General features: G+C 69.6%; 18 protein-coding genes. 12 read left to right on the top strand and 6 right to left on the bottom strand.

The features are described 5' to 3' along the window. Positions 1 to 109 precede the first annotated feature (109 nt). Positions 110 to 523, bottom strand: a complete 414-nt coding sequence (locus E1211_RS11115; RefSeq protein WP_165947229.1) for a M14 family zinc carboxypeptidase — start codon at positions 521 to 523, stop codon at positions 110 to 112. A 207-nt stretch (positions 524 to 730) separates the two neighbouring features. Here E1211_RS11115 and E1211_RS32445 point away from each other — a divergent pair, with 207 nt between their 5' ends. Beyond that, the gene (locus E1211_RS32445; protein WP_165947228.1) at positions 731 to 877 is read left to right on the top strand and encodes a hypothetical protein; all 147 of its coding nucleotides are present in this window, start codon (positions 731 to 733) and stop codon (positions 875 to 877) included. A 124-nt stretch (positions 878 to 1,001) separates the two neighbouring features. On the opposite strand, the gene E1211_RS11110 is transcribed toward E1211_RS32445, so the two are convergent. Then, the gene (locus E1211_RS11110) at positions 1,002 to 2,246 is read right to left on the bottom strand and encodes an RNA-guided endonuclease TnpB family protein (protein WP_132348119.1); all 1,245 of its coding nucleotides are present in this window, start codon (positions 2,244 to 2,246) and stop codon (positions 1,002 to 1,004) included. Further along, a complete protein-coding gene (gene tnpA / locus E1211_RS11105; protein WP_132348117.1) occupies positions 2,243 to 2,662 on the bottom strand; it encodes an IS200/IS605 family transposase in 420 nt (139 codons plus the stop codon). Before tnpA ends, E1211_RS11110 begins: the two co-directional genes overlap by 4 nt. Positions 2,663 to 3,054: 392 nt before the next feature. On the opposite strand from tnpA, the gene E1211_RS11100 reads away from it, so the two are divergent. From E1211_RS11100 to E1211_RS11080, 5 genes are all read left to right on the top strand, one after another. After that, on the top strand, positions 3,055 to 4,530 hold the full coding sequence (locus E1211_RS11100; RefSeq protein WP_132348115.1) for an LVIVD repeat-containing protein: 1,476 nt from the start codon (positions 3,055 to 3,057) through the stop codon (positions 4,528 to 4,530). 85 nt (positions 4,531 to 4,615) lie between these two features. After that, positions 4,616 to 5,776: a branched-chain amino acid ABC transporter substrate-binding protein gene (locus E1211_RS11095; RefSeq protein ID WP_165947227.1), complete on the top strand. Its 1,161-nt coding sequence runs from the start codon at positions 4,616 to 4,618 to the stop codon at positions 5,774 to 5,776. Between the two features lie 5 nt (positions 5,777 to 5,781). Beyond that, positions 5,782 to 7,773, top strand: coding sequence for a copper resistance protein CopC (locus E1211_RS11090; RefSeq protein WP_132348111.1), 1,992 nt, complete (start codon positions 5,782 to 5,784; stop codon positions 7,771 to 7,773). Between the two features lie 122 nt (positions 7,774 to 7,895). After that, positions 7,896 to 8,540 carry a hypothetical protein gene (locus E1211_RS11085; protein ID WP_132348109.1) on the top strand — a complete coding sequence of 215 codons (645 nt, stop codon included), beginning with the start codon at positions 7,896 to 7,898 and terminating at the stop codon, positions 8,538 to 8,540. Between the two features lie 124 nt (positions 8,541 to 8,664). After that, entirely contained in the window at positions 8,665 to 9,294 is a 630-nt protein-coding gene (locus E1211_RS11080) for a YcnI family protein (protein WP_243709492.1), read from the top strand. Between the two features lie 80 nt (positions 9,295 to 9,374). On the opposite strand, the gene E1211_RS11075 is transcribed toward E1211_RS11080, so the two are convergent. From E1211_RS11075 to E1211_RS11065, 3 genes are read right to left on the bottom strand one after another with little or no spacing between them, the layout of a single operon-like run. After that, positions 9,375 to 10,310: an ornithine cyclodeaminase family protein gene (locus E1211_RS11075; protein ID WP_132348105.1), complete on the bottom strand. Its 936-nt coding sequence runs from the start codon at positions 10,308 to 10,310 to the stop codon at positions 9,375 to 9,377. After that, positions 10,307 to 10,735, bottom strand: coding sequence for an aconitase X swivel domain-containing protein (locus E1211_RS11070; RefSeq protein WP_207915333.1), 429 nt, complete (start codon positions 10,733 to 10,735; stop codon positions 10,307 to 10,309). The genes E1211_RS11075 and E1211_RS11070 overlap by 4 nt, the downstream gene beginning before the upstream one ends. A gap of 4 nt (positions 10,736 to 10,739) precedes the next feature. Then, complete coding sequence (locus tag E1211_RS11065) at positions 10,740 to 12,026, bottom strand: aconitase X catalytic domain-containing protein (RefSeq protein WP_132348101.1); 1,287 nt, start codon at positions 12,024 to 12,026, stop codon at positions 10,740 to 10,742. A 259-nt stretch (positions 12,027 to 12,285) separates the two neighbouring features. Here E1211_RS11065 and E1211_RS11060 point away from each other — a divergent pair, with 259 nt between their 5' ends. From E1211_RS11060 to E1211_RS11035, 6 genes are all read left to right on the top strand, one after another. Beyond that, positions 12,286 to 13,458, top strand: coding sequence for a branched-chain amino acid ABC transporter substrate-binding protein (locus E1211_RS11060; protein WP_132348099.1), 1,173 nt, complete (start codon positions 12,286 to 12,288; stop codon positions 13,456 to 13,458). Positions 13,459 to 13,527: 69 nt separating this feature from the next. Then, positions 13,528 to 14,421, top strand: a complete 894-nt coding sequence (locus tag E1211_RS11055; RefSeq protein WP_132348097.1) for a branched-chain amino acid ABC transporter permease — start codon at positions 13,528 to 13,530, stop codon at positions 14,419 to 14,421. Then, the gene (locus E1211_RS11050; RefSeq protein WP_132348095.1) at positions 14,421 to 15,455 is read left to right on the top strand and encodes a branched-chain amino acid ABC transporter permease; all 1,035 of its coding nucleotides are present in this window, start codon (positions 14,421 to 14,423) and stop codon (positions 15,453 to 15,455) included. Before E1211_RS11055 ends, E1211_RS11050 begins: the two co-directional genes overlap by 1 nt. Continuing rightward, positions 15,452 to 16,273, top strand: a complete 822-nt coding sequence (locus E1211_RS11045; RefSeq protein WP_132348093.1) for an ABC transporter ATP-binding protein — start codon at positions 15,452 to 15,454, stop codon at positions 16,271 to 16,273. The genes E1211_RS11050 and E1211_RS11045 overlap by 4 nt, the downstream gene beginning before the upstream one ends. Further along, on the top strand, positions 16,266 to 16,994 hold the full coding sequence (locus E1211_RS11040; protein WP_132348091.1) for an ABC transporter ATP-binding protein: 729 nt from the start codon (positions 16,266 to 16,268) through the stop codon (positions 16,992 to 16,994). The genes E1211_RS11045 and E1211_RS11040 overlap by 8 nt, the downstream gene beginning before the upstream one ends. Before the next feature lie 4 nt (positions 16,995 to 16,998). Beyond that, positions 16,999 to 18,009 (top strand): proline racemase family protein, encoded by a 1,011-nt coding sequence (locus E1211_RS11035; protein ID WP_132348089.1) that lies wholly within the window; start codon positions 16,999 to 17,001, stop codon positions 18,007 to 18,009. Positions 18,010 to 18,020 lie beyond the last annotated feature (11 nt).

The following is an 18,020-nucleotide window of genomic DNA, read 5'->3' as shown; positions in this document are numbered from 1 at the left end:
CATGGCGAGGCTCCCGGTCGGGGCTTCGAGTCTTGGTCGACAGCTGTCCTACCTGGAGCCTCGCACCCATCGATCACCGGGCCTGCCACACCGGCCCTGAGCCGCAAGATCAGCTTGGAAAAGGCTCACTGGTCACTGCCTCCCTGATCTGCTGCGATCGACGCGAGCTGTCGCTCAAGCTCTTGAGCACGTTGACGGGTGCGATCGTTCCCGTCGGCTCGTTCGCATGGATCCCGGCCTGCAGGAAGACGACCTTGTCGCCGGAACCCACTCGGACCGAGTAGATCGGCCGTCCCTGGTTCGACGTCCCGATAACGTCGGTGGTCACACCCTGGCCCGTCTGCTCAAGCTGCTGGACCACCCGCTCGATCTCCGCAGGCTGGTAATACCCCTCGACCGTCTCGCTTCCCTGGCCTTCCGGGAACTCATTGCACTGCGAGGGCTCAGCTCTGACCGGCGACGGTGACTCGACCATCGCGACCGACGTGAACGCCAGTGCGGCCAAGACACCGACCCCGAACACTCGACGTATGCCAGGTAACGTAGCCACCAATTTCGGTCCTCTCCCCCTTGGTCTACGACCGGCCGGGCTCCCTGCGGCCGCGACCGCCACCAGCTTCCTCGCCGGTTTTGTGATCATCGTTGATCAATGTATTTGTCCGCGCGTCGGAGGGGCACCGAACACATGCAGGGATTTCGCACGCCCGTTTAGGACATCCGTCGAGACCGTGTGTCGGCAGCCCGGTACGACCGTGACCTGCTCGAAGAGGTCCTCAGCCGGACCGGGCGGCGTCGCGGCGAGACCGTGGCGACGCTGGCGATGCTGGACGCCTATCCGGCCGAACGGCTGCCGGACACCACCGCGGGGCCCGGGTGACCGCGCTGGCGTCGGCTTCTGCGCGGCGTGCACGAGGTCGGTCTCGATGCCGACTTCCCACCGGCTGTCCGGCACTTGACTTGACTTCCTCTGCCCCCTGAAGGAGGCAGATTCCCGGCGGCGCTCATGCTGCGCGCCGAGAGGTTGACGCTTCACAGCCAGACCCGACGGTCTCGGCTCCACGTCCATACACGGCAAGCCCTGCCGCGTTCAAAATGTTCACGGCGGCGTTGCTGTCGGCGTGACCCGTCCACCCGCACGACGTGCAAACGAAAGCGACACCCCTGCGGGACGCCGAGTCACGATGACCGCAGGCCGAACACGTCTGCGATGTACCCGCGGCGGGAACCTTCAACAACTGACCGCCTCGATCCACCAGCTTGTACGCCAGCAGATCAGCAGTCCGGCTGTGCGCCTCGTTCAACATCGAACGGTTCAGCCCAGACTTCTGCCGAACGTTCACGCCGGGCGCATCAACGGTGCCCTTGGCGCTGCGGGTCATGTTGTTGATCCGCAGGTCTTCCACCACCACGATCCCGTATCGCTGCGCGATGGACGTAGTGGTCTTGTGCTGCCAGTCGCCCCGACGGCGCTTGACTTTCGCGCGCACCTTGGCGATCTGGTCGTACGTGCGGTGCAGCCGGTTCGAGCACGGCTCACCACGCTTACGTGTCTGCTTTTGTCGTGCGACCTTGCGTTCCAGCCTGAGGAGCCGTTCGGCTTCCTTCGGACGGATCCAGTCCTCATGGATCTGGTCGTTTCCGTCCGACAACGCGAGGGCGACGTTGACGCCTCGGTCCACACCAACAGCCGGTCCCTGATGCTGCGCGGGGGTGGGCTTTTCGACTTCGGTGCGGAACACGATGTGCCAGCCAAGCGCGTCCTTCACGAGTCGGGCACCGGTGACACGTCCGGACTCGCGGCCGACTCCAGGGATGGGACCGGACCAGCGGAACTTGACCAGCCCGACCTTTGGTACGCGGACTTGCCCGACGTGGCGGGACAATCGGACCACGCTGAGGTCACGGCCCTGGGGCACGTCGACAGCCATCCTCGACCGGAACCGGGACTTGAACTCGGGGGCCGACGCGCGACCCTCCCAGCAGTTTTTCCACGCTCGCATGTACGTCTTGAGTACCTGCTGCGCGGCCTGCGCCGGCAGGTCAGCGAGCCATGGAATGTCTTTGCGGGCTTGCCGGATCGCCTCGTCGGCCTGCTTCAGGCACGGTCGGCGGTTCTTTCCGCCCCACGTCCACCATGCGTGCAACAGGTTCCACATGGTGCGAGCAGCATGCCCCTGACTGTCGAGGGCTGCGACCTGCCTAGGGGTGAGGGACAGCCGCCGGACGTAACCGTGGTTGACCTTCACGATGTCGCCTCTTTGCGCCACGGACGTTCCCACTGAGTTTCGAGGTACTTCTGAATCGCAGCAGCGGACACGTCACCGACGGACCACACGAAGTACGACCGGGACCACAGGGTCGGCAGACGTCGGCGCAGGTGAGGGAACTCCTCGCGGAGAACCCTCGACGTGAAGCCCTTGAACTGGTTCGCGATGTACGACGGTGACGCCGCCGGGCCAGCGCGAACGAACAGGTGCACATGGTCGGGCATGACTTCCAGCGCCACGGTTGACCATCCGTGCTCGGCGGATTTCTGCTCGATCAGTTCTCGGAGTCGTTCGGCGACCGGGCCGACGAGTACGGGGCGGCGGTACTTCGGGCACCACACGACGTGGTATCCGAGGCTGTACGCCACCCCACGGTTCGTCTGGTACTCGGTCACCCATCTAATATATACGCGGCCTGCATCTAATAGTATGCGGGTTAGTGCAGCGATTCACCTGCCGCCTGAACACGGCAGCCCTCTCACCTCCCTTCGGTAGGCGACCGCCCGCGTGCCGGCCGGCGCCGGCCGTGGGAGCGTGCTCGGCGTACTCGGGCGGTCACCGTACGCCGTGGTTGGCGGGCGTAGCGCGGAGCCGCGACGGCTCGGCTGACGTGCGGCGTTGCATGATCACGACGATTGACGTAGTGGCAGGGTCGCCTTCCTCGACAACTGCACCATGACGGTTTGCTCGTGCCGTCCTTAGTGTCATGATCCGTGCGCTCTTCGGCTGCGCGGTGTCCAAGCTGCGCTGAGAGTCACCAAGGGAGTATTGCCAAGGGAGAGATGTGGTGAAAGCGAAGCCCCTCGTCGCGGGCGCAGTCGCTCTGGCGATGGCTGCGGCAGTGCAGCTCGGTGGAGCCGGCGCGGCATTCGCCGCCGGGCCAGGTTCGAGCCCGTCGGACAACTCCGCCCACGGTGGGGCGGTCCTGGACGACGTCCACAATGAGCCGACGACCGCCGTCGCAGGCAACGTCACGTTCATCGACAACGTCAGGGGAGTCAGCGGCTACTCGGCGCTGAACTTCATCAACTACAAGAAGTACGGCTACGACTTCATGTTCGCCAACGGCACCGGCGGTCTCGCCGTCTGGTCGCTGAAGAACCCCAAGCACCCGGCCCTGGTCTCGAAGATCACGGCGGCCGAGCTGCGCCTGCCGGGGGACACCCAGGACAGGTTCTGGGAAGGCGAGAACATGACCGTCGACCCGAAGCGCAAGCTGGTCTTCCTCACCCGGGACCCGCGTGGCTTCGGTGGCACCGTCTCGACCGGTCAGTCCGGCGTCTACATCGTCGATGTCAAGAATCCGTGGAAGCCGGAAGTCGTCACCTTCCACCCGATTCCGGCCGGGCACACCGCCACCTGCATCAACGACTGCAAGTACCTCTGGTCGGTCGGTCCGGCCAACACGGGGACACCAGGCCAGGACCCCTCCTGGAAGGGTGTGCCGGTGCGGGTGACCGACATCCACGACATCAAGCACCCGTACACCTTCGACCAGGCGGTCGATCTCGGTCGGCACGACGGGGTCACCGACTACGTGCACAGCGTCGACGTCGACAAGAACGGCATCGCCTGGGCCTCCGGCGAGGGTGGGGTACGCGGCTACTGGACCCAGGGCAGGCATTACGACCCGGTGCAGAAGCGCAACCGCGTCGCAACGGCGTACGACCCGGTGCCGTACGCGGGCGGGACCGTCGTGGCCACCAACCCGGAGGGCACCGAGTTCTTCGACTTCTTCGACCACAACGCGTACCACAACACCGAGAAGGTCCGCGGCTTCGACAAGGGCGAGCTGCTCTACATCACCAACGAGAACATCACGACCTGCTCCCGGGCGGGCGAGTTCAAGATCGCCTCGTTGAAGGGCAGCTACGGCGGCGAGGGGTGGCGTTCCACGCCGGAGAATCCGTTCCGGCTGGACCTGATCAGCCACTGGTCGCCGTGGGGCAAGGAGGGCTCGGCCACCACCGGTAGCTGCTCCGCGCACTGGTTCACGGTGAACGGCAACATCGTGGCGCAGGGGTGGTACGGGCAGGGCACCCGCTTCATCGACGTGTCGGACCCGAGGAATCCGACCCAGGTCGGCTACTTCCGGGTGCCGGCAGGGGAGGGCGTGACCGGGGGTTCGGCGTCGGCCGTCTACTGGCACAACGGGCTGGTCTACGTCGCCGACTACAACCGGGGCGTCGACGTCCTGCGGTTCGACGGCAAGCTGGCCGGCAAGCCCGACGACAAGATCTGTTGGAACTCGTGCGACAAGTAACCGTCTGAACGAGAGCACCGGCCCGAGCGCGGCGACCGCTGCGCCCGGGCCGGCTTTCGATGGTGACGGACCTGGAGGGAGAACGGTGCGACGCAGAGGTGCCGTGCGCTCGGTCGCGCTGGGCGCGGCCGCGCTGGTGGTAAGCGGCCTACTCGGCGCGTGCTCCGGCTCGGACGAGGGCGGGGGCGCCCCGAAGCTGCGGGGCGAGATCACGTTCGGGGTGCTGGCCCCGATCTCCGGCGACCTGGCCGAGCGTGGGCAGGACCTCGTCGACGGGGCGCAGCTGGCTGCCGCTGAGCTCAACGATCAGGGCGGGGTGCTGGGGCGGCAGGTGAAGGTGGTCGTCGAGGACGGCGGCTGCACGCCGGCGACCGGCGCGCAGGGGGCGACGGGGCTGGTCGCCAAGAAGGTCGTGGGGGTGGTCGGCGGGCTGTGTGAGGAGGCGGCGGTGGCGGCGGCGAAGGCCGTGGCCGCGGCCGGCACGCCGTTCCTGGTCTCCTCCGCCCGCGCCGACCGGTTGATCGAAGCCGGGGTGTCGTCGGTGTTCCCGATGGAGGCGACGGTCTATCAGGAGGCGCTGGCCGCGGTGCACTGGATGGGCTACCGGAGCACGCAGCAGGTGGCGGTGCTCGATGACGGTTCGCCGGCCGCGCAGCGGCTGTCCGGGCTGGTGACCGACCGGATCAAGGCCGACGGCCTGCCGGTGAGCAGGCGCAGCACCGGCGGTTCTGATCTCGCGAAGCTTGCCGGCACCGTCATCGCCGCCAAGGCGGACTTCGTCTACTGGACGGGGGCGGTGGAACCAGGTGGACGACTGGTGAGCGCGCTGCGCCAGGCCGGCTACACCGGCAATTTCATGGCCTCCTCCGCGTCGGACAGCCCCGAGTTCCTACAGGCGGCCGGCGGGGCGGCCGAGGACGCATTCCTCACCACGGCCGCGGGCCCGAAGCTTCTCCCGACGGCGGCGGACTGGGCCGCGCGCTTCAAGGACCGTTACCGCCGGGACCCGGGCCGTGACGCCATGCAGGCCTACGACGCGCTCCGCGCGCTGGCGCAGGCGGTGCGCCAGGCCGGGGACACGGCGCCCTCGAAGGTCGTCGACAACCTCCCGCGGCTCGAAGACTTCACCACCTTCACCGGGGTGCTCCGCTTCGCCGCCGATCACTCGCTGACGTACGACAACTACGTCATCACCCAGGTCCGGGGCGGCACGTTCACCCTGGCCAGCAAGTTGCGTACGGACTAGCTGGGATGACGCACAGGATTCAACCCGCAGGGCATCGCTGGGCCCGGCTGGTCACCCGGCTGGCGGTGCTCCTCCTCCTCGCGGCCGCTGGCCTGGTCACCAACCTCGTGTCCCCCGCGCAGCCGGCGTACGCCCACGCCTCCCTGGTGGAGACCTCGCCGGTCGAGGGTGAGGTGCTGGCCTCGCCCCCGGCGGAGGTCCGGCTCCGTTTCAACGAGGCGGTCAGCTTCAACGAACGGTCGATCCAGCTGCTCGACACGAACGCGGAGAAGTTGGCGATCGGCACCCCCGGCCACGTGGACGGGAAGGGCAACACGGCGCAGGTCAGCCTGCCCACGGAGCTGGCCGAGGGAACCTACGTCCTGGCCTGGCGGGTCACCTCCGCGGACTCGCACGTGGTGTCGGGTGCGCTCACGTTCAGCATCGGTCATCCGAGCGCGACGGCCGCCCCGGTGGAGCAGGACGCCCACCGTGCCGTCGTCGTCGACACGGTCGGCCGTGCCCTCGCCTTTCTCGGCATGGCCCTCGCCCTCGGTGGCGCGCTGTTCGTGGCCGTGCTCTGGCCCGCCGGCCGCACCGACCGCCGCGGCCGCCGCATCGTGTGGTCAGGATTCGCCGTGCTGGCCGCCGGCACCGTGGTGGTCCTGCTCGTACAGGGGCCGTACGCCGCCGGCACGTCGCTGGCCGGAGTGTTCGACCCGGATCTGCTCGGCGCGACACTCTCCACCCGGTTGGGCCACGCGCTGCTGGCGCGGCTGCTGATCGTGCTCGCCCTCGGCCTGGCGTTCGGGCTCGCCGTACGCCATCGGTCACGGTCTGCCACCACCGCGACGGCGACCACCGGGACGGCGGCGGCGACCCTGACGGCGACCACCGGAACGGCGACGACCGCGACGGCGACCATTGCGACGGCGACCACCGAGAAGGCGGCCATCGGGACGGCGGCGGCCATCGGGACGGCGGCGGCCACCGGGACGGCGACGACCGCGACCGCGACCGCCGAGAAGGCGGCCACCGGGACGGCGACCACCGGGACGGCCGGAGCGGCCGGCGCCACCCGGCGGATCGTCCTGCCCGTGGTCGCTGCGGTCGGCGCCGTCGCCCTGCCGCTGACCTGGACGCTGACGGATCACGCGCAGACCGGCGTGCAGACCTGGTTGGCCGTGCCGGCGACGAGCCTGCACCTGCTCGCCATGGCCCTGTGGCTGGGCGGCCTGATCACGCTCGCGGCCTGCGTCCTCATCCCGGCCGGGAGGCGGGAGACCAGCCATGCCATCACCCTGGCGCCCGCGCTGCCCAGATTCTCCCGGCTCGCGCAGGTCTGCTTCGCGGTGATCGCGGCGACCGGGGTCTATCTGTCCTGGCGGCAGGTGGGGACGTGGGCCGCGCTCGGCGCGACCGACTTCGGTCGGCTGCTTCTCGGCAAGCTCGTCGTCGTCCTCGCCGTGGTGGGTCTCGCCGCCGGAGCGCGGCGGTTCGTGCGGCGGCGCGGCCGCGAACCCCTCGGCCTCGATGCGGCCCCCGCCGCCGCGGTGCGGCGGCTGCGCCGTTCGGTCGTGGGAGAGATCCTGCTCGGGGTCGCGGTCGTGTCGATCACGGCAGTGCTCGTCAACACCGCCCCGGCCCGCACCAGCTACGCGCCGCCGGTGCACACCACCGTCCCCGTTCCCGCCGCCGTGGCCGACTCGGCCGCCGGGCTGCGGGACGCCTCGGTCGAGGTGACGATCGAGCCGGCGCGGGCCGGCAGCAACGTGGCCGACATCTACCTCACCGGCCCGGATGGCTCGCTGGTCGCGGTACCCGAGATCTCCGGCCGGCTCGAATCACCCGACCGCGACGTCCCGGCACTGCCGGTCACCGTCACCGCGGCCGAACCCGGCCACTACGTGGCGAACTCGATGTCCATCCCCTTCCCCGGGGAGTGGGTGCTGCGGCTGGACATCCGAGTCTCCGACTTCGATGAGACACCCGTGCGCGTCCGGTTCACGGCACGTTGAAAGGTAGGTAACACATGCGAGGCGCTTACCGAAAGGCGTCCCGGAGCCGGTCGGCCGTGATCGCCGCCGGCTTGCTCGCCCTCGGCGTCCTGGCGGGCTGCTCCAGTGAGAGCCCGGCACCCGTGACCAAACCCCCCTACACCGTGGACTCGGTCCGCTCCGGCCTGGTCAGCCCCAGTGACCTGGGCGAGGGCGCGATCGAGATCGAGGACGAGGGCCACTCCTCGCACGTCATCTACACGCCCCCGAACAGCATCCCGACCTGCCCGTACGTCCAACGTTCCGAGAACGTCGAGGTCGCCGTGGAACCGGCGATCGAGCCGGTGGGTGGGAACCCGACCGGACGGACCATCGTCGCGCCTCAGATCGTGGGGCCGTCGTCGCTGCCGGTCGTCACCCAGGGCGCGGTGGTCTTCCAGAGCTCCTCGCTCGTGGACGACACGATGAACGCCGTCGTGGCCGAGGCCGACAAGTGCCCGGCGACGTTCAGCGTGCTCGGCGGACCGGCGACCGTGGTCGGTGAGTACAAGGTCGGCAGCCGGCCGATCGAGATCAACGGGTGGAAAGGGTTCTCGCAGCATCTCGTACACACCTCGCCGCCGGAGGTGAACACGGAGACCTACGACGATCTGGTCACCGTCGTGGTGCGCAAGGCGAACGCCATCGTCTACGTCGGCTACACGCAGATCAAAGCCGTGGGCAAGCGCGCCGACTCCGACGAGAAGGTCAAGGCGTTGATGAAGACCACGCTGGCCCGCCTCGGCTAGTCCTGATTGTCGACAAATGGAGAGCTGGAGAATACGCATGCTTCGCCGAGTTGTACGTGGCCTCGTAACCGTAGGCGTGGCGGCCTGCCTCGTCGGTGTCTTACCGGCGGCGGCGTTCGCGCACGTGACGGTCAACCCGGGTACGGCCACCCAGGGCGGTTACGCCGCCCTGACGTTCCGGGTTCCCACCGAGAGCGACGACGCGAGCACCACCAAGGTCGAGGTGCAGTTCCCGACCGACTCCCCACTGGCCTCGCTCTCGGTGAAGCCGCACGCCGGTTGGTCGTACGAGATCACGAAGAGGAAGCTGACCACCCCGGTCGAGGCGCACGGCGCGCAGATCAGCGAGGTCATTGACACGATCACCTGGACCGCGGCGGATCCGCAGTCGGCGATCAAACCGGGTGAGTACGACGAGTTCTCGGTGAGCGCCGGCCCGCTGCCCGCGGCCGACCAGCTGGTGTTCAAGACGGTGCAGCACTACAGCAACGGTGAGGTCGTGCGCTGGATCCAGGATCCGGCCTCCGGTACCGACGAGCCGGAGCGGCCCGCGCCGGTGCTCCGGCTCGTGGCCGAGGCGGATCCGGCATCGTCCCCGGCGGCGGCCGCCGGGCAGGCGGCGGTGGCCGTGGAGAGCGCGTCCACGACGCAGTCGGATGCGGGAAGCCGGTGGGCAGTGGGCCTGTCCGTGGCCTCGCTGGTGATCGGCCTCGTGTGCGCGGCGGTCGCCGTGCGATCGCGCCGGACGCGATGACCGCCTGATCGGCGCTCCTCGCGCTCGACGCGGGGAGCGCCGGTCAGCACCACCGAATGCCCGGGCCGACGATGACCACGTCAGGCAGGGCCGCGCTCCGTCCAGCGCTGGTGCGCCAGATCGGCCACCACGAGGTCCTGCCAGCCCATGCCGACGCTCTTGAAGACCGATGAACCGGTGGTGGGCGCCAGACGTACCGCATCGCGTAGTTCGATGAGATCGTCCTCGGCGACGACGCCGGCGCGTACGGCTTGGATGATGTCACCCGCCTCGCGCAGTGCGACGCCGCGGGACTCGACGACCACCCGTTCGGCGGCGCCGATCGTCACGTCGTCGAGTTCACGGGCGTCCGGCTCGTGGGAGCCCACCGCGACCGCACAGGTTCCCGGGCGCAGCCGGCGGCCGTCGAAGAGCGGCTGGCGGGCGGTGGTGGCGCAGACCACGACGTCCGCATCGGCGACGTCGTCGTGGTTGCCCACGCGCGCGTCCAGGCCGCTGTCCCGGATCCTGGCCACCAGGACCGCCGCGCGGTCAGGGTCCCGGCCCACCACCGTGACGTCGCTGAGCGGGCGAACGGCTAGCAGCGCTTCCACATGCCCCCACGCCTGTGGGCCGGAGCCGAGCACGACCAGGTGTCGCGCCCCGGGCGCGGCGAGGTGGTCCACCGCGACCGCGGAGACCGCGGGGGTCCGTAACGTCGTGAGGGCCGTGCCGTCCAGCAACGCCACCGGCGTCAGCGTGACCCGGTCGTAGAGCACGTACAGCGCTTGGACGCGGGGGAGGCCCCGGCCGGAGTTGCCGGGAGCCACCGTGCTCAGCTTCACGCCCGCGGCGGTGGCGGTCTCGGCGGGCATCAGCAGCAGCTGTCCGTGCTCCACGTCGTGGATGGAGCGCTGCAGCGACGCCTGCGGGTCGAGCCCGCCGGAGAGGGCCTTCGCCAGGGCGGCGACGGCGTCGGCGAACGGCACCAGGCCGAAGACGTCGGCCTCGTCGAGGTACGGCAGGGGCGCGGTCATCGGGTCTTCGCAATCACGGTCGCCGGGTGGGGTGCGGTGTGGGCGAGGACGGCGGCCGGGGTGCCGGTGCGCAGTCGTGCCAGGTCGTCGTCGGTGAGCTGCACGATGGGCAGGCTCGTGCCGTAGATCTCGGCGGCGACGAGGGCCCCGATCACCAGGATCGCGTCGCACTCGGCCAGGATGAGGGCCGCCGGCGCGTGCCCCGACCGGATCAGCTCCGCGAGCACCGCCGTGGAGGAGCTGGAGCCGCGACCGGTCTGCATCGCGAGGACCTGCCCGGCGACCGTGACGCCGCGTTGCGGATGGTGGGCGTCGACGATCACCCCGCGCGCGTCGACTCCGCCCCAGAACGAGAGCGGTTCCTCGAGCGCGAGGACGTGGCCGTCCGCCTGGCCGGGGTGGAGGGAGCGGCCGAACAGGGTCACCGGCTCATCCCCAGAGCCGCTCATCGCGTACCACCCTCCCGGCTCGTGCCGAGGCGACGCACTCGGCCAGGCTCCCCAGTACGGTGTCGATCCCGAGGTTGGCCGGCGCGTACCAGGCCCACTTGCCGGAGTTCGTCATCACGGTGCGGATCCCGTCGCGCAGCACGGGCGTCACGTACGTGCAGGTGTCGGTGAGGATGCGGCCACCCGCGTCGCGCACGGCGTCGGCGTACCCGCGTGCCTGCGCCTCGACCAGCACGGCCCGGCTGGTCGACACGAACACGTCGACCGACGAGGCGAACGGCAGGCCGTCGCGCAACTCGCGCGCCAGCGCCGCGAACTCGGACAGCGAGAAGTGCGGGGTGCCGAGGCTGACGGCGTCGAGTGAGGTCGTGGCGGCGCTGCTGAGCCGGTCGCGCGCTCGCCGGAGGTCGTGTGCCGTCACCGGCACTGTGGTGGCGCCGCGCCCGAGCACCGCGTCCAGCGTCGGCGCCTCCGGGGTCACCCCCACGACGTGGAACAGCGCGACGCCGCCGGCCGACGCGGCGGTGGCGCCGAGCGCCTTGAGCCGGTCCTCGGTGACCCCGCCGTCGTGCAGGTCGCCCGGTAGGCCGGTGAGAGCCGCGACCCGGGTTCCGGCGAGGTCCCCGAGCAGCGCCCCGATCGCGGGCCAGGCGACGTCGTCGTCGAGCAGCGCGGTGGGGACCGCGGAGAAGTCGAGCACCAGCGCGGCGGTGCGGTTGCGCTGCAGGTGCAGGCCCGAGTAGGGGACGCGGCCGGTAACGCCGGCGGCGATGTCGATGAAGTCGCCGTACCGGTCCGTGCGCGCCCCGAGCACCGAGTTGACGAAGGCGATGGCGTTCGACTCCGCCCACGCCACGTGGCTGCCCGCTGCCGGGCGGTGGCCGGACTGGTACGGCGCGCACGACCAGATCGGCTCGCAGCCGAGGGCCACGTGCGCGTCCATCAGGCGCCGGCCGTTCTCGGCCACCTCTGGGTCGGCGCGTACCAGCCCGGGATGCAGCAGGTCGAGCGAGCCGACGTTGAGCGTCGTACGCACCCGCACTCGGGCGCCGAGGGAGACCAGCCGTTCGGTGAACTCCAGCCCCGCGATGCCGTGGTACAGGCAGCCGTCGGCGTGCGCCGACTCGATCGGCACCAGCCGTTCGGCACCGGTCGCGCGTGCCACTCCGACGATCAGCCGCATGCACATCGCGGTGGCCGGGCCGTACTCTCCGGCCAGCATGGACTCTTCCTCGGCGGTGAGGATCAGAGCGTCGTCGCCGGGCATCAGGCTCCTCCGGCGGGGGCCGGGGCCACGGTGTGCGGGGGAGGGGAGACAGTCATGGCGGAGAGTCCTTCCGGGACGGTCAGTAAAACATCACACAGCAGCCCGTCAGGCTCAAATCACGCGTCGGTAACACCCTCACGTGCATCTCTGGAGCGGTCTTGTGTCGTGTGCCATAGTGCGGTGCTACGTCACACAGCAGTGATGCCAGTCGCTACCTGGCCGTCCATGTGTCGGCCCCTGAGGGAAGTGAGTTTGGACAATGACGTCATACCTCACCCGCCGGCTGTCGCGAGTCGCCCTCGTGGGCAGTGCGGCGGTGGCGGCCATGCTGCTCTCCGCCTGCGGTAACGGCCTCGCCTCGGGCGGGGGCGAGAAGTCGGACGACGGGCCGATCGTCCTCGGCATGCTGACGCCGCTGTCCGGCAGCAGCTCGGCCATCGGCCCGTACATGAAGAACGGCGCGCAGCTCGCCGTCGACGAGCTCAACGCCAAGGGCGGCGTCAACGGGCGCAAGCTCGAGCTCAAGGTCGAGGACGAGGCGTGCGACGCCAAGAGCGCCACGGCGGGCGCCAACAAGCTGGTCACCGCGGGCGTGAAGATCTCGGTCGGCGGCTACTGCTCCGGTGCGACGCTCCCGACGCTGCCGATCTTCGAGAAGGCCGGCGTGCCGATGCTCATCCCGGCCGCCAACTCCAACGAGCTGGTCGCGCAGCACAAGAAGAACGTCTTCCTGATCAACGGCACCGGCGCCCAGCAGTCCGACGCGGCGCTGAAGTTCATGAAGAAGGAGGGCGCCACCAAGGTCGCCCTCATGGACGACAACACCAGCTACTCCAAGGACATCGCCGACACCACCGCCAAGCTGCTGACCGGCTCGCCGGCGCTCGCCGGACGCGAGTCGGTCACCGCGGGCGAGAGCGACTACAGCGCCAACGTCAACGCCATCCTGAAGGGTCAGCCGGACTTCATCTACTGGACCGGCTACTACCAGGAGGGTGGCCTCATCATCCGTCAGCTGCGGCAGGCGGGCTACCACGGCAAGATCATGGTCGCCGACGGGTCGGTCGACCAGAAGCTGGTGGACATCGCCGGCCCCGAGGCCGCCGAAGGTGTCTTCGCCACCATGACGCAGACGCCGGAGACGATTCAGGGCGCCGAGAAGTGGATCGCGGACTACAAGAGCAAGTTCGGCGCCGCCCCCGGCCCGTACTCCACCCAGGCCTACGACGCGGTCCGGGTGGCCGCCGAGGCGGTCACGAAGGCCGGCTCGACCGACGGTGACGCCGTCATCAAGGCACTCGAGGCGATCGACGGTTTCCCGCTGTTCTCCGGGCCGCTGAAGTTCACGCCCGACCACACGCTCTCCAGCGGTGGCTTCCAGATCCTCGTGGTGGGGAACGGCAAGATCGTCCTCAAGGACCCCCTGCAGTAGGTCGCCCGCTCCCGGCGGCGCCCTCCCAGGAGCGCGCCGCCGGGGCGTACCCCGCCCCGAAGGACTCCCATGACCCAACTCCTCTGGAACGGTCTCTTCGTCGGATCGTTCTACGCCTTGGTCGCCCTGGGCTACACGATGGTGTACGGCATCATCAGGCTCCTCAACTTCGCCCACGGCGACCTGTACATGCTCGGTGCGTTCGTCGGTTTCGGCGTCCTGAGCGTCGCCGGCGGGCTGGCGACCGGCCTCGGTTTCGTGGCGCTGCTCATCGTGCTGATCATCGCGATGCTGGTGACCGGGACGGCCGGCCTGCTACTGGAGCGGGTCGCCTACCGCCCCCTGCGCGACGCGCCCCGGCTCTCCGTACTGATCACCGCGGTGGGCGCCTCCTTCGCGATCGAGTACGGGATGCGGCTGGTGGCCGGGCCCAACCCGGAGGTCTACCCGGTCCGGCTGGCGGGCGACCCGGTCAATCTGCTCGGCGCCCGCATCACCGTCCAGCAGGTCAGTCTCATCCTGATCGCGATCCTGCTGATGGCCGGCCTCCAGTGGCTCGTCATGGGGACCGAGACCGGGCGGGCCATGCGCGCCATCTCCCAGGACCCGACGGCGGCCCTGTACATGGGCATCAACGTCGACGCCGTCATCGCCCGCACCTTCTTCATCGGCTCCGCCCTCGCCGGCGCCGCCGGGGTGATGGCCGGCAGCTACTACGGGAAGATTGACTTCCTGATGGGGTTCGTCATCGGGCTCAAGGCGTTCACCGCGGCCGTGATCGGCGGCATCGGCAACATCAAGGGCGCGATGCTCGGCGGCCTGACGCTCGGCCTGCTCGAGTCGATCGGCACAGCCTGGATCGGCGGGCAGTGGCGCGATGTCTTCGCCTTCACCTTCCTCATCATCTTCCTGACGCTCCGCCCGACCGGCATCCTCGGCGAGCGCGTTACGGAGCGTGTCTGATGGCCAACCTCACCATGTCACCCGCCCGCGCCCGTGCGCTCTTCGACCGCCTCCAGCAGAACCGCCACCTCGGCCTGGTCGGACTGGCCGTCGCCTTGTTGGCGCCGTTCATCACCGCCACCAACTACGCCCTGTCGGTGATGACCTCCGCGCTGCTGTTCGTGATGCTCGCGGTCGGCCTCAACATCGTCGTCGGCTACTGCGGCCTGCTCGACCTCGGGTACGCCGCGTTCTTCGCCATCGGCGCCTATGTCAGCGGCATCCTCGCCACCCGGTACGGCTGGCCGCTGCTGGCCACGGCGCCCGTCGTCATCGTCGCGGCGGTGGTCGCGGGCATCGTGATCGGCGGACCCACCCTGCGGCTGCGCAGCGACTACCTGGCGATCGTGACGCTCGGCTTCGGGGAGATCATCCGGATCACCGCGAACAACCTCACCATCACCGGGGGGCCGTCCGGCATCTACGGGATCCCCGGCATCATGCTGCTCGGAGTCGACCTGAGCGGCCCGGTCGGCCTCTACTACACCTGTGTGGTCGTCGTCGCCCTGGCCGTCCTCGGCGCGGCGCGGCTCGGCCGCAGCCGGCTCGGCCGCGCCTGGCGGTTCATCCGCGAGGACGAGGACGCCGCCGAGGCGATGGGCATCAACACGTACCGGGTGAAGCTCGCCGCCTATATCGGCGGCGCCATCTGGGGTGGCCTCGCCGGCATCCTCTTCGGTGCCCAACTGTCCGCCATCTCCCCACCGAGCTTCACCTTCCTGTGGTCGGCGCTCATCCTGATGGCCGTCGTGCTCGGCGGCATGGGCTCGACGCCCGGCGTGGTGCTCGGCGCCATCTTCATCAGCGTGCTGCCCGAGCTTCTCCGGGAGGCCGCGGACTACCGGTACTTCGTATTCGGGATCCTGCTCATCATCGTGATGATCTTCCGTCGGCAGGGGCTGTGGCCGGCGCGGGCCATGGAACGGCAGTCCCGGCGCGACAAGCGCAAGGCCGAGGAGCATGACGCGCGCGAGGCCAAGGAGGTGGTGCCGTGAGCACGCCAGCGTCCGTACCGCTGCTGCGGGTGCAGGACCTGCACCTGGACTTCGGTGGTGTGAAGGCCGTCGACGGGCTGACGTTCCAGGTCTACGAGGGCGACGTCCTCTCGCTCGTGGGCCCCAACGGTGCCGGCAAGACCAGCGCGTTCAACTGCGTCACCGGCTTCTACAAGCCCACCGGCGGCTCGATCACCCTGCACGGCAAGGACATCACCGGCCTGCGGCCCTCCGCGATCGCGGCCCGGGGGATGTCGCGCACCTTCCAGAACCTGCGCCTGTTCGGCGAGCTGACGGTGCTCGACAACGTCCGCGCCGGGATGCACCTGCGGCTGCGGCAGAACGCCCTCGACGCGCTGCTGCACACGCCCCGGTTCAGGCGTTCGGAGCGGGAGGCCACCGACGAGGCCAACCGGTGGCTCGACTTCGTGGGCCTGCGCGGCGACCGCGGTGGTCTCGCGCGGAACCTTCCGTACGGCGAGCAGCGGCGTGTCGAGATCGCCCGCGCCCTCGCCTGCGGGCCCAAGCTGCTCCTGCTGGACGAGCCCGCCGCCGGCCTCAACTACGGCGAGAAGGGGGAGTTGCTCGATCTGCTGCAGCGCATCAGTGCGCTCGGCATCGCCATCGTGCTCATCGAGCACGACATGGATCTCGTCATGCAGGTGTCGCGCCGGGTCGTCGTGCTGAACTTCGGCCGGGAGATCGCCGACGGCACTCCCGACGAGGTACGCCGCGACCCGGCCGTGATCGAGGCGTACCTCGGCAAGGACGACGACGAGGAGGAGGACACGGACGAGGAGATGATGAGCCATGAGTGACGCCGCCGGCCGCTGGGCACTCGAGATCGACGGCCTCGACGTCCACTACGGCCGCGTCCACGCCCTGCGGGGGCTGAGCCTGACCGTCGGCGAGGGCGAGATCATCACGCTGCTCGGCAACAACGGCGCGGGCAAGACCAGCACCCTCGCCACCGTCTCCGGGGTGGTGCGGTCCACCGCCGGCACCGTGCGCGCGTTCGGCCGGGACATCACCAAGGCCAAGCCGTGGGAGATCGTCGGCGCCGGGGTCGTGCACGTGCCGGAGGGACGCCGCATCTTCTCCCGGCTGACCGTCCACGAGAACCTGCAACTCGGCGGCTACCTGGTGAGTGACAAGGCCGTGGTCGGCCGCCGCATCGACGAGGTCTACGCCCTGCTGCCGCGGCTCGCCGAGCGGCGCAACCAGCAGGGCGGCAACCTGTCCGGCGGCGAGCAGCAGATGCTCGCCGTCGGCCGCGCGCTGGTCGCGAAGCCCAAACTGCTCATGCTGGACGAACCCTCGATGGGTCTCGCACCACTCGTGGTGACGCAGATCATGAAGCTGATCCGCCAGATCAACGCCGACGGCACCTCGGTGCTGCTCGTCGAGCAGAACGCCCGTGCCGCGCTCAAGATCGCGCACCGCGCGTACGTCGTGGAGAACGGTGTGATCACCCTGCAGGGAGCGGCCCGCGAGCTCGCGCGCGACTCCCGCGTGGTCGAGGCGTACCTGGGGGCCTGAGGCGATGCGGGACATTCGTGCCACCGACTACCACACGGCGGGAGAGCCCTTCCGCATCGTCACCGACGGCGTCCCGGAGATCCCCGGCACCACCGTCCTGCAACGCCGCGCGCACGCTCAGCGCGACGAGCAGGTCGACGCGGTACGCCGGCTCCTGGTCAACGAACCTCGTGGCCACGCCGACATGTACGGCTGCTTCGTCGTGCCACCGGACGACGAGGGCGCCCACTTCGGGGTGCTGTTCTGGCACAAGGACGGCTACTCGACGGCGTGCGGACACGGCACCATCGCGCTGGGCGTGTGGGCCGTCCGCAGCGGGCTCGTGGACGCCGCCCCGGACGGGGAGACCGACGTGGTGATCGACGTACCGTCGGGTCGCGTCACGGCCACCGTCTCCTGCGTCGCCGGCGAGGTCCGCGAGGTCAGCTTCCGCAACGTGCCCGCGTACGTCCTGGGTGAGGGCATCACCGTGGACACCAGCCGGGGCCCGGTGCGCGCGGACATCAGCTACGGCGGCGCCATCTACGCCTCCGTCGACGCCTCGGTCCTCGGGCTGTCGGTCAGCCCGGAGCACTACGGTGACCTGCTGGCGCTCGGCCGCGAAATCAAATGGAAACTCAACGGGACCGAATGGGCCCGCCACCCGAGCGAACCGCGGCTCGACGGCATCTACGGCACCATTCTGTTCGAGGATCTCGGCCGGCGGTCCGGCGGCCCCCACCAGCGCAACATCACCGTCTTCGCCGACGGGGAGGTCGACAGGTCGCCGTGCGGGTCAGGCACCTCCGCGCGGATCGCGCTGCTAGCATCATCGGGGCAACTCGCCCCTGACCAGGTGCTCACGCACGATTCGGTGGTCGGAACACGGTTCCTGGGCCGCGTCGTGCGGGAGTTGGAAGCAGAGGGCCGCCCGGCCTACGTGTCAGAGGTGCGAGGAATGGCCTACCGCACCGGCGAACACCATTTCGTCCTTGAGGCCAACGATCCCGTCGGACTGGGATTCGCGCTGCGATGAAGAGGACAAGG

It is taken from the genome of Micromonospora sp. 15K316 (assembly GCF_004348525.1).
Taxonomy (GTDB): domain Bacteria; phylum Actinomycetota; class Actinomycetes; order Mycobacteriales; family Micromonosporaceae; genus Micromonospora.
The sequence above is the reverse complement of the archived record's forward strand: the minus strand, read 5'-3'. Positions and strand labels throughout refer to the sequence as shown.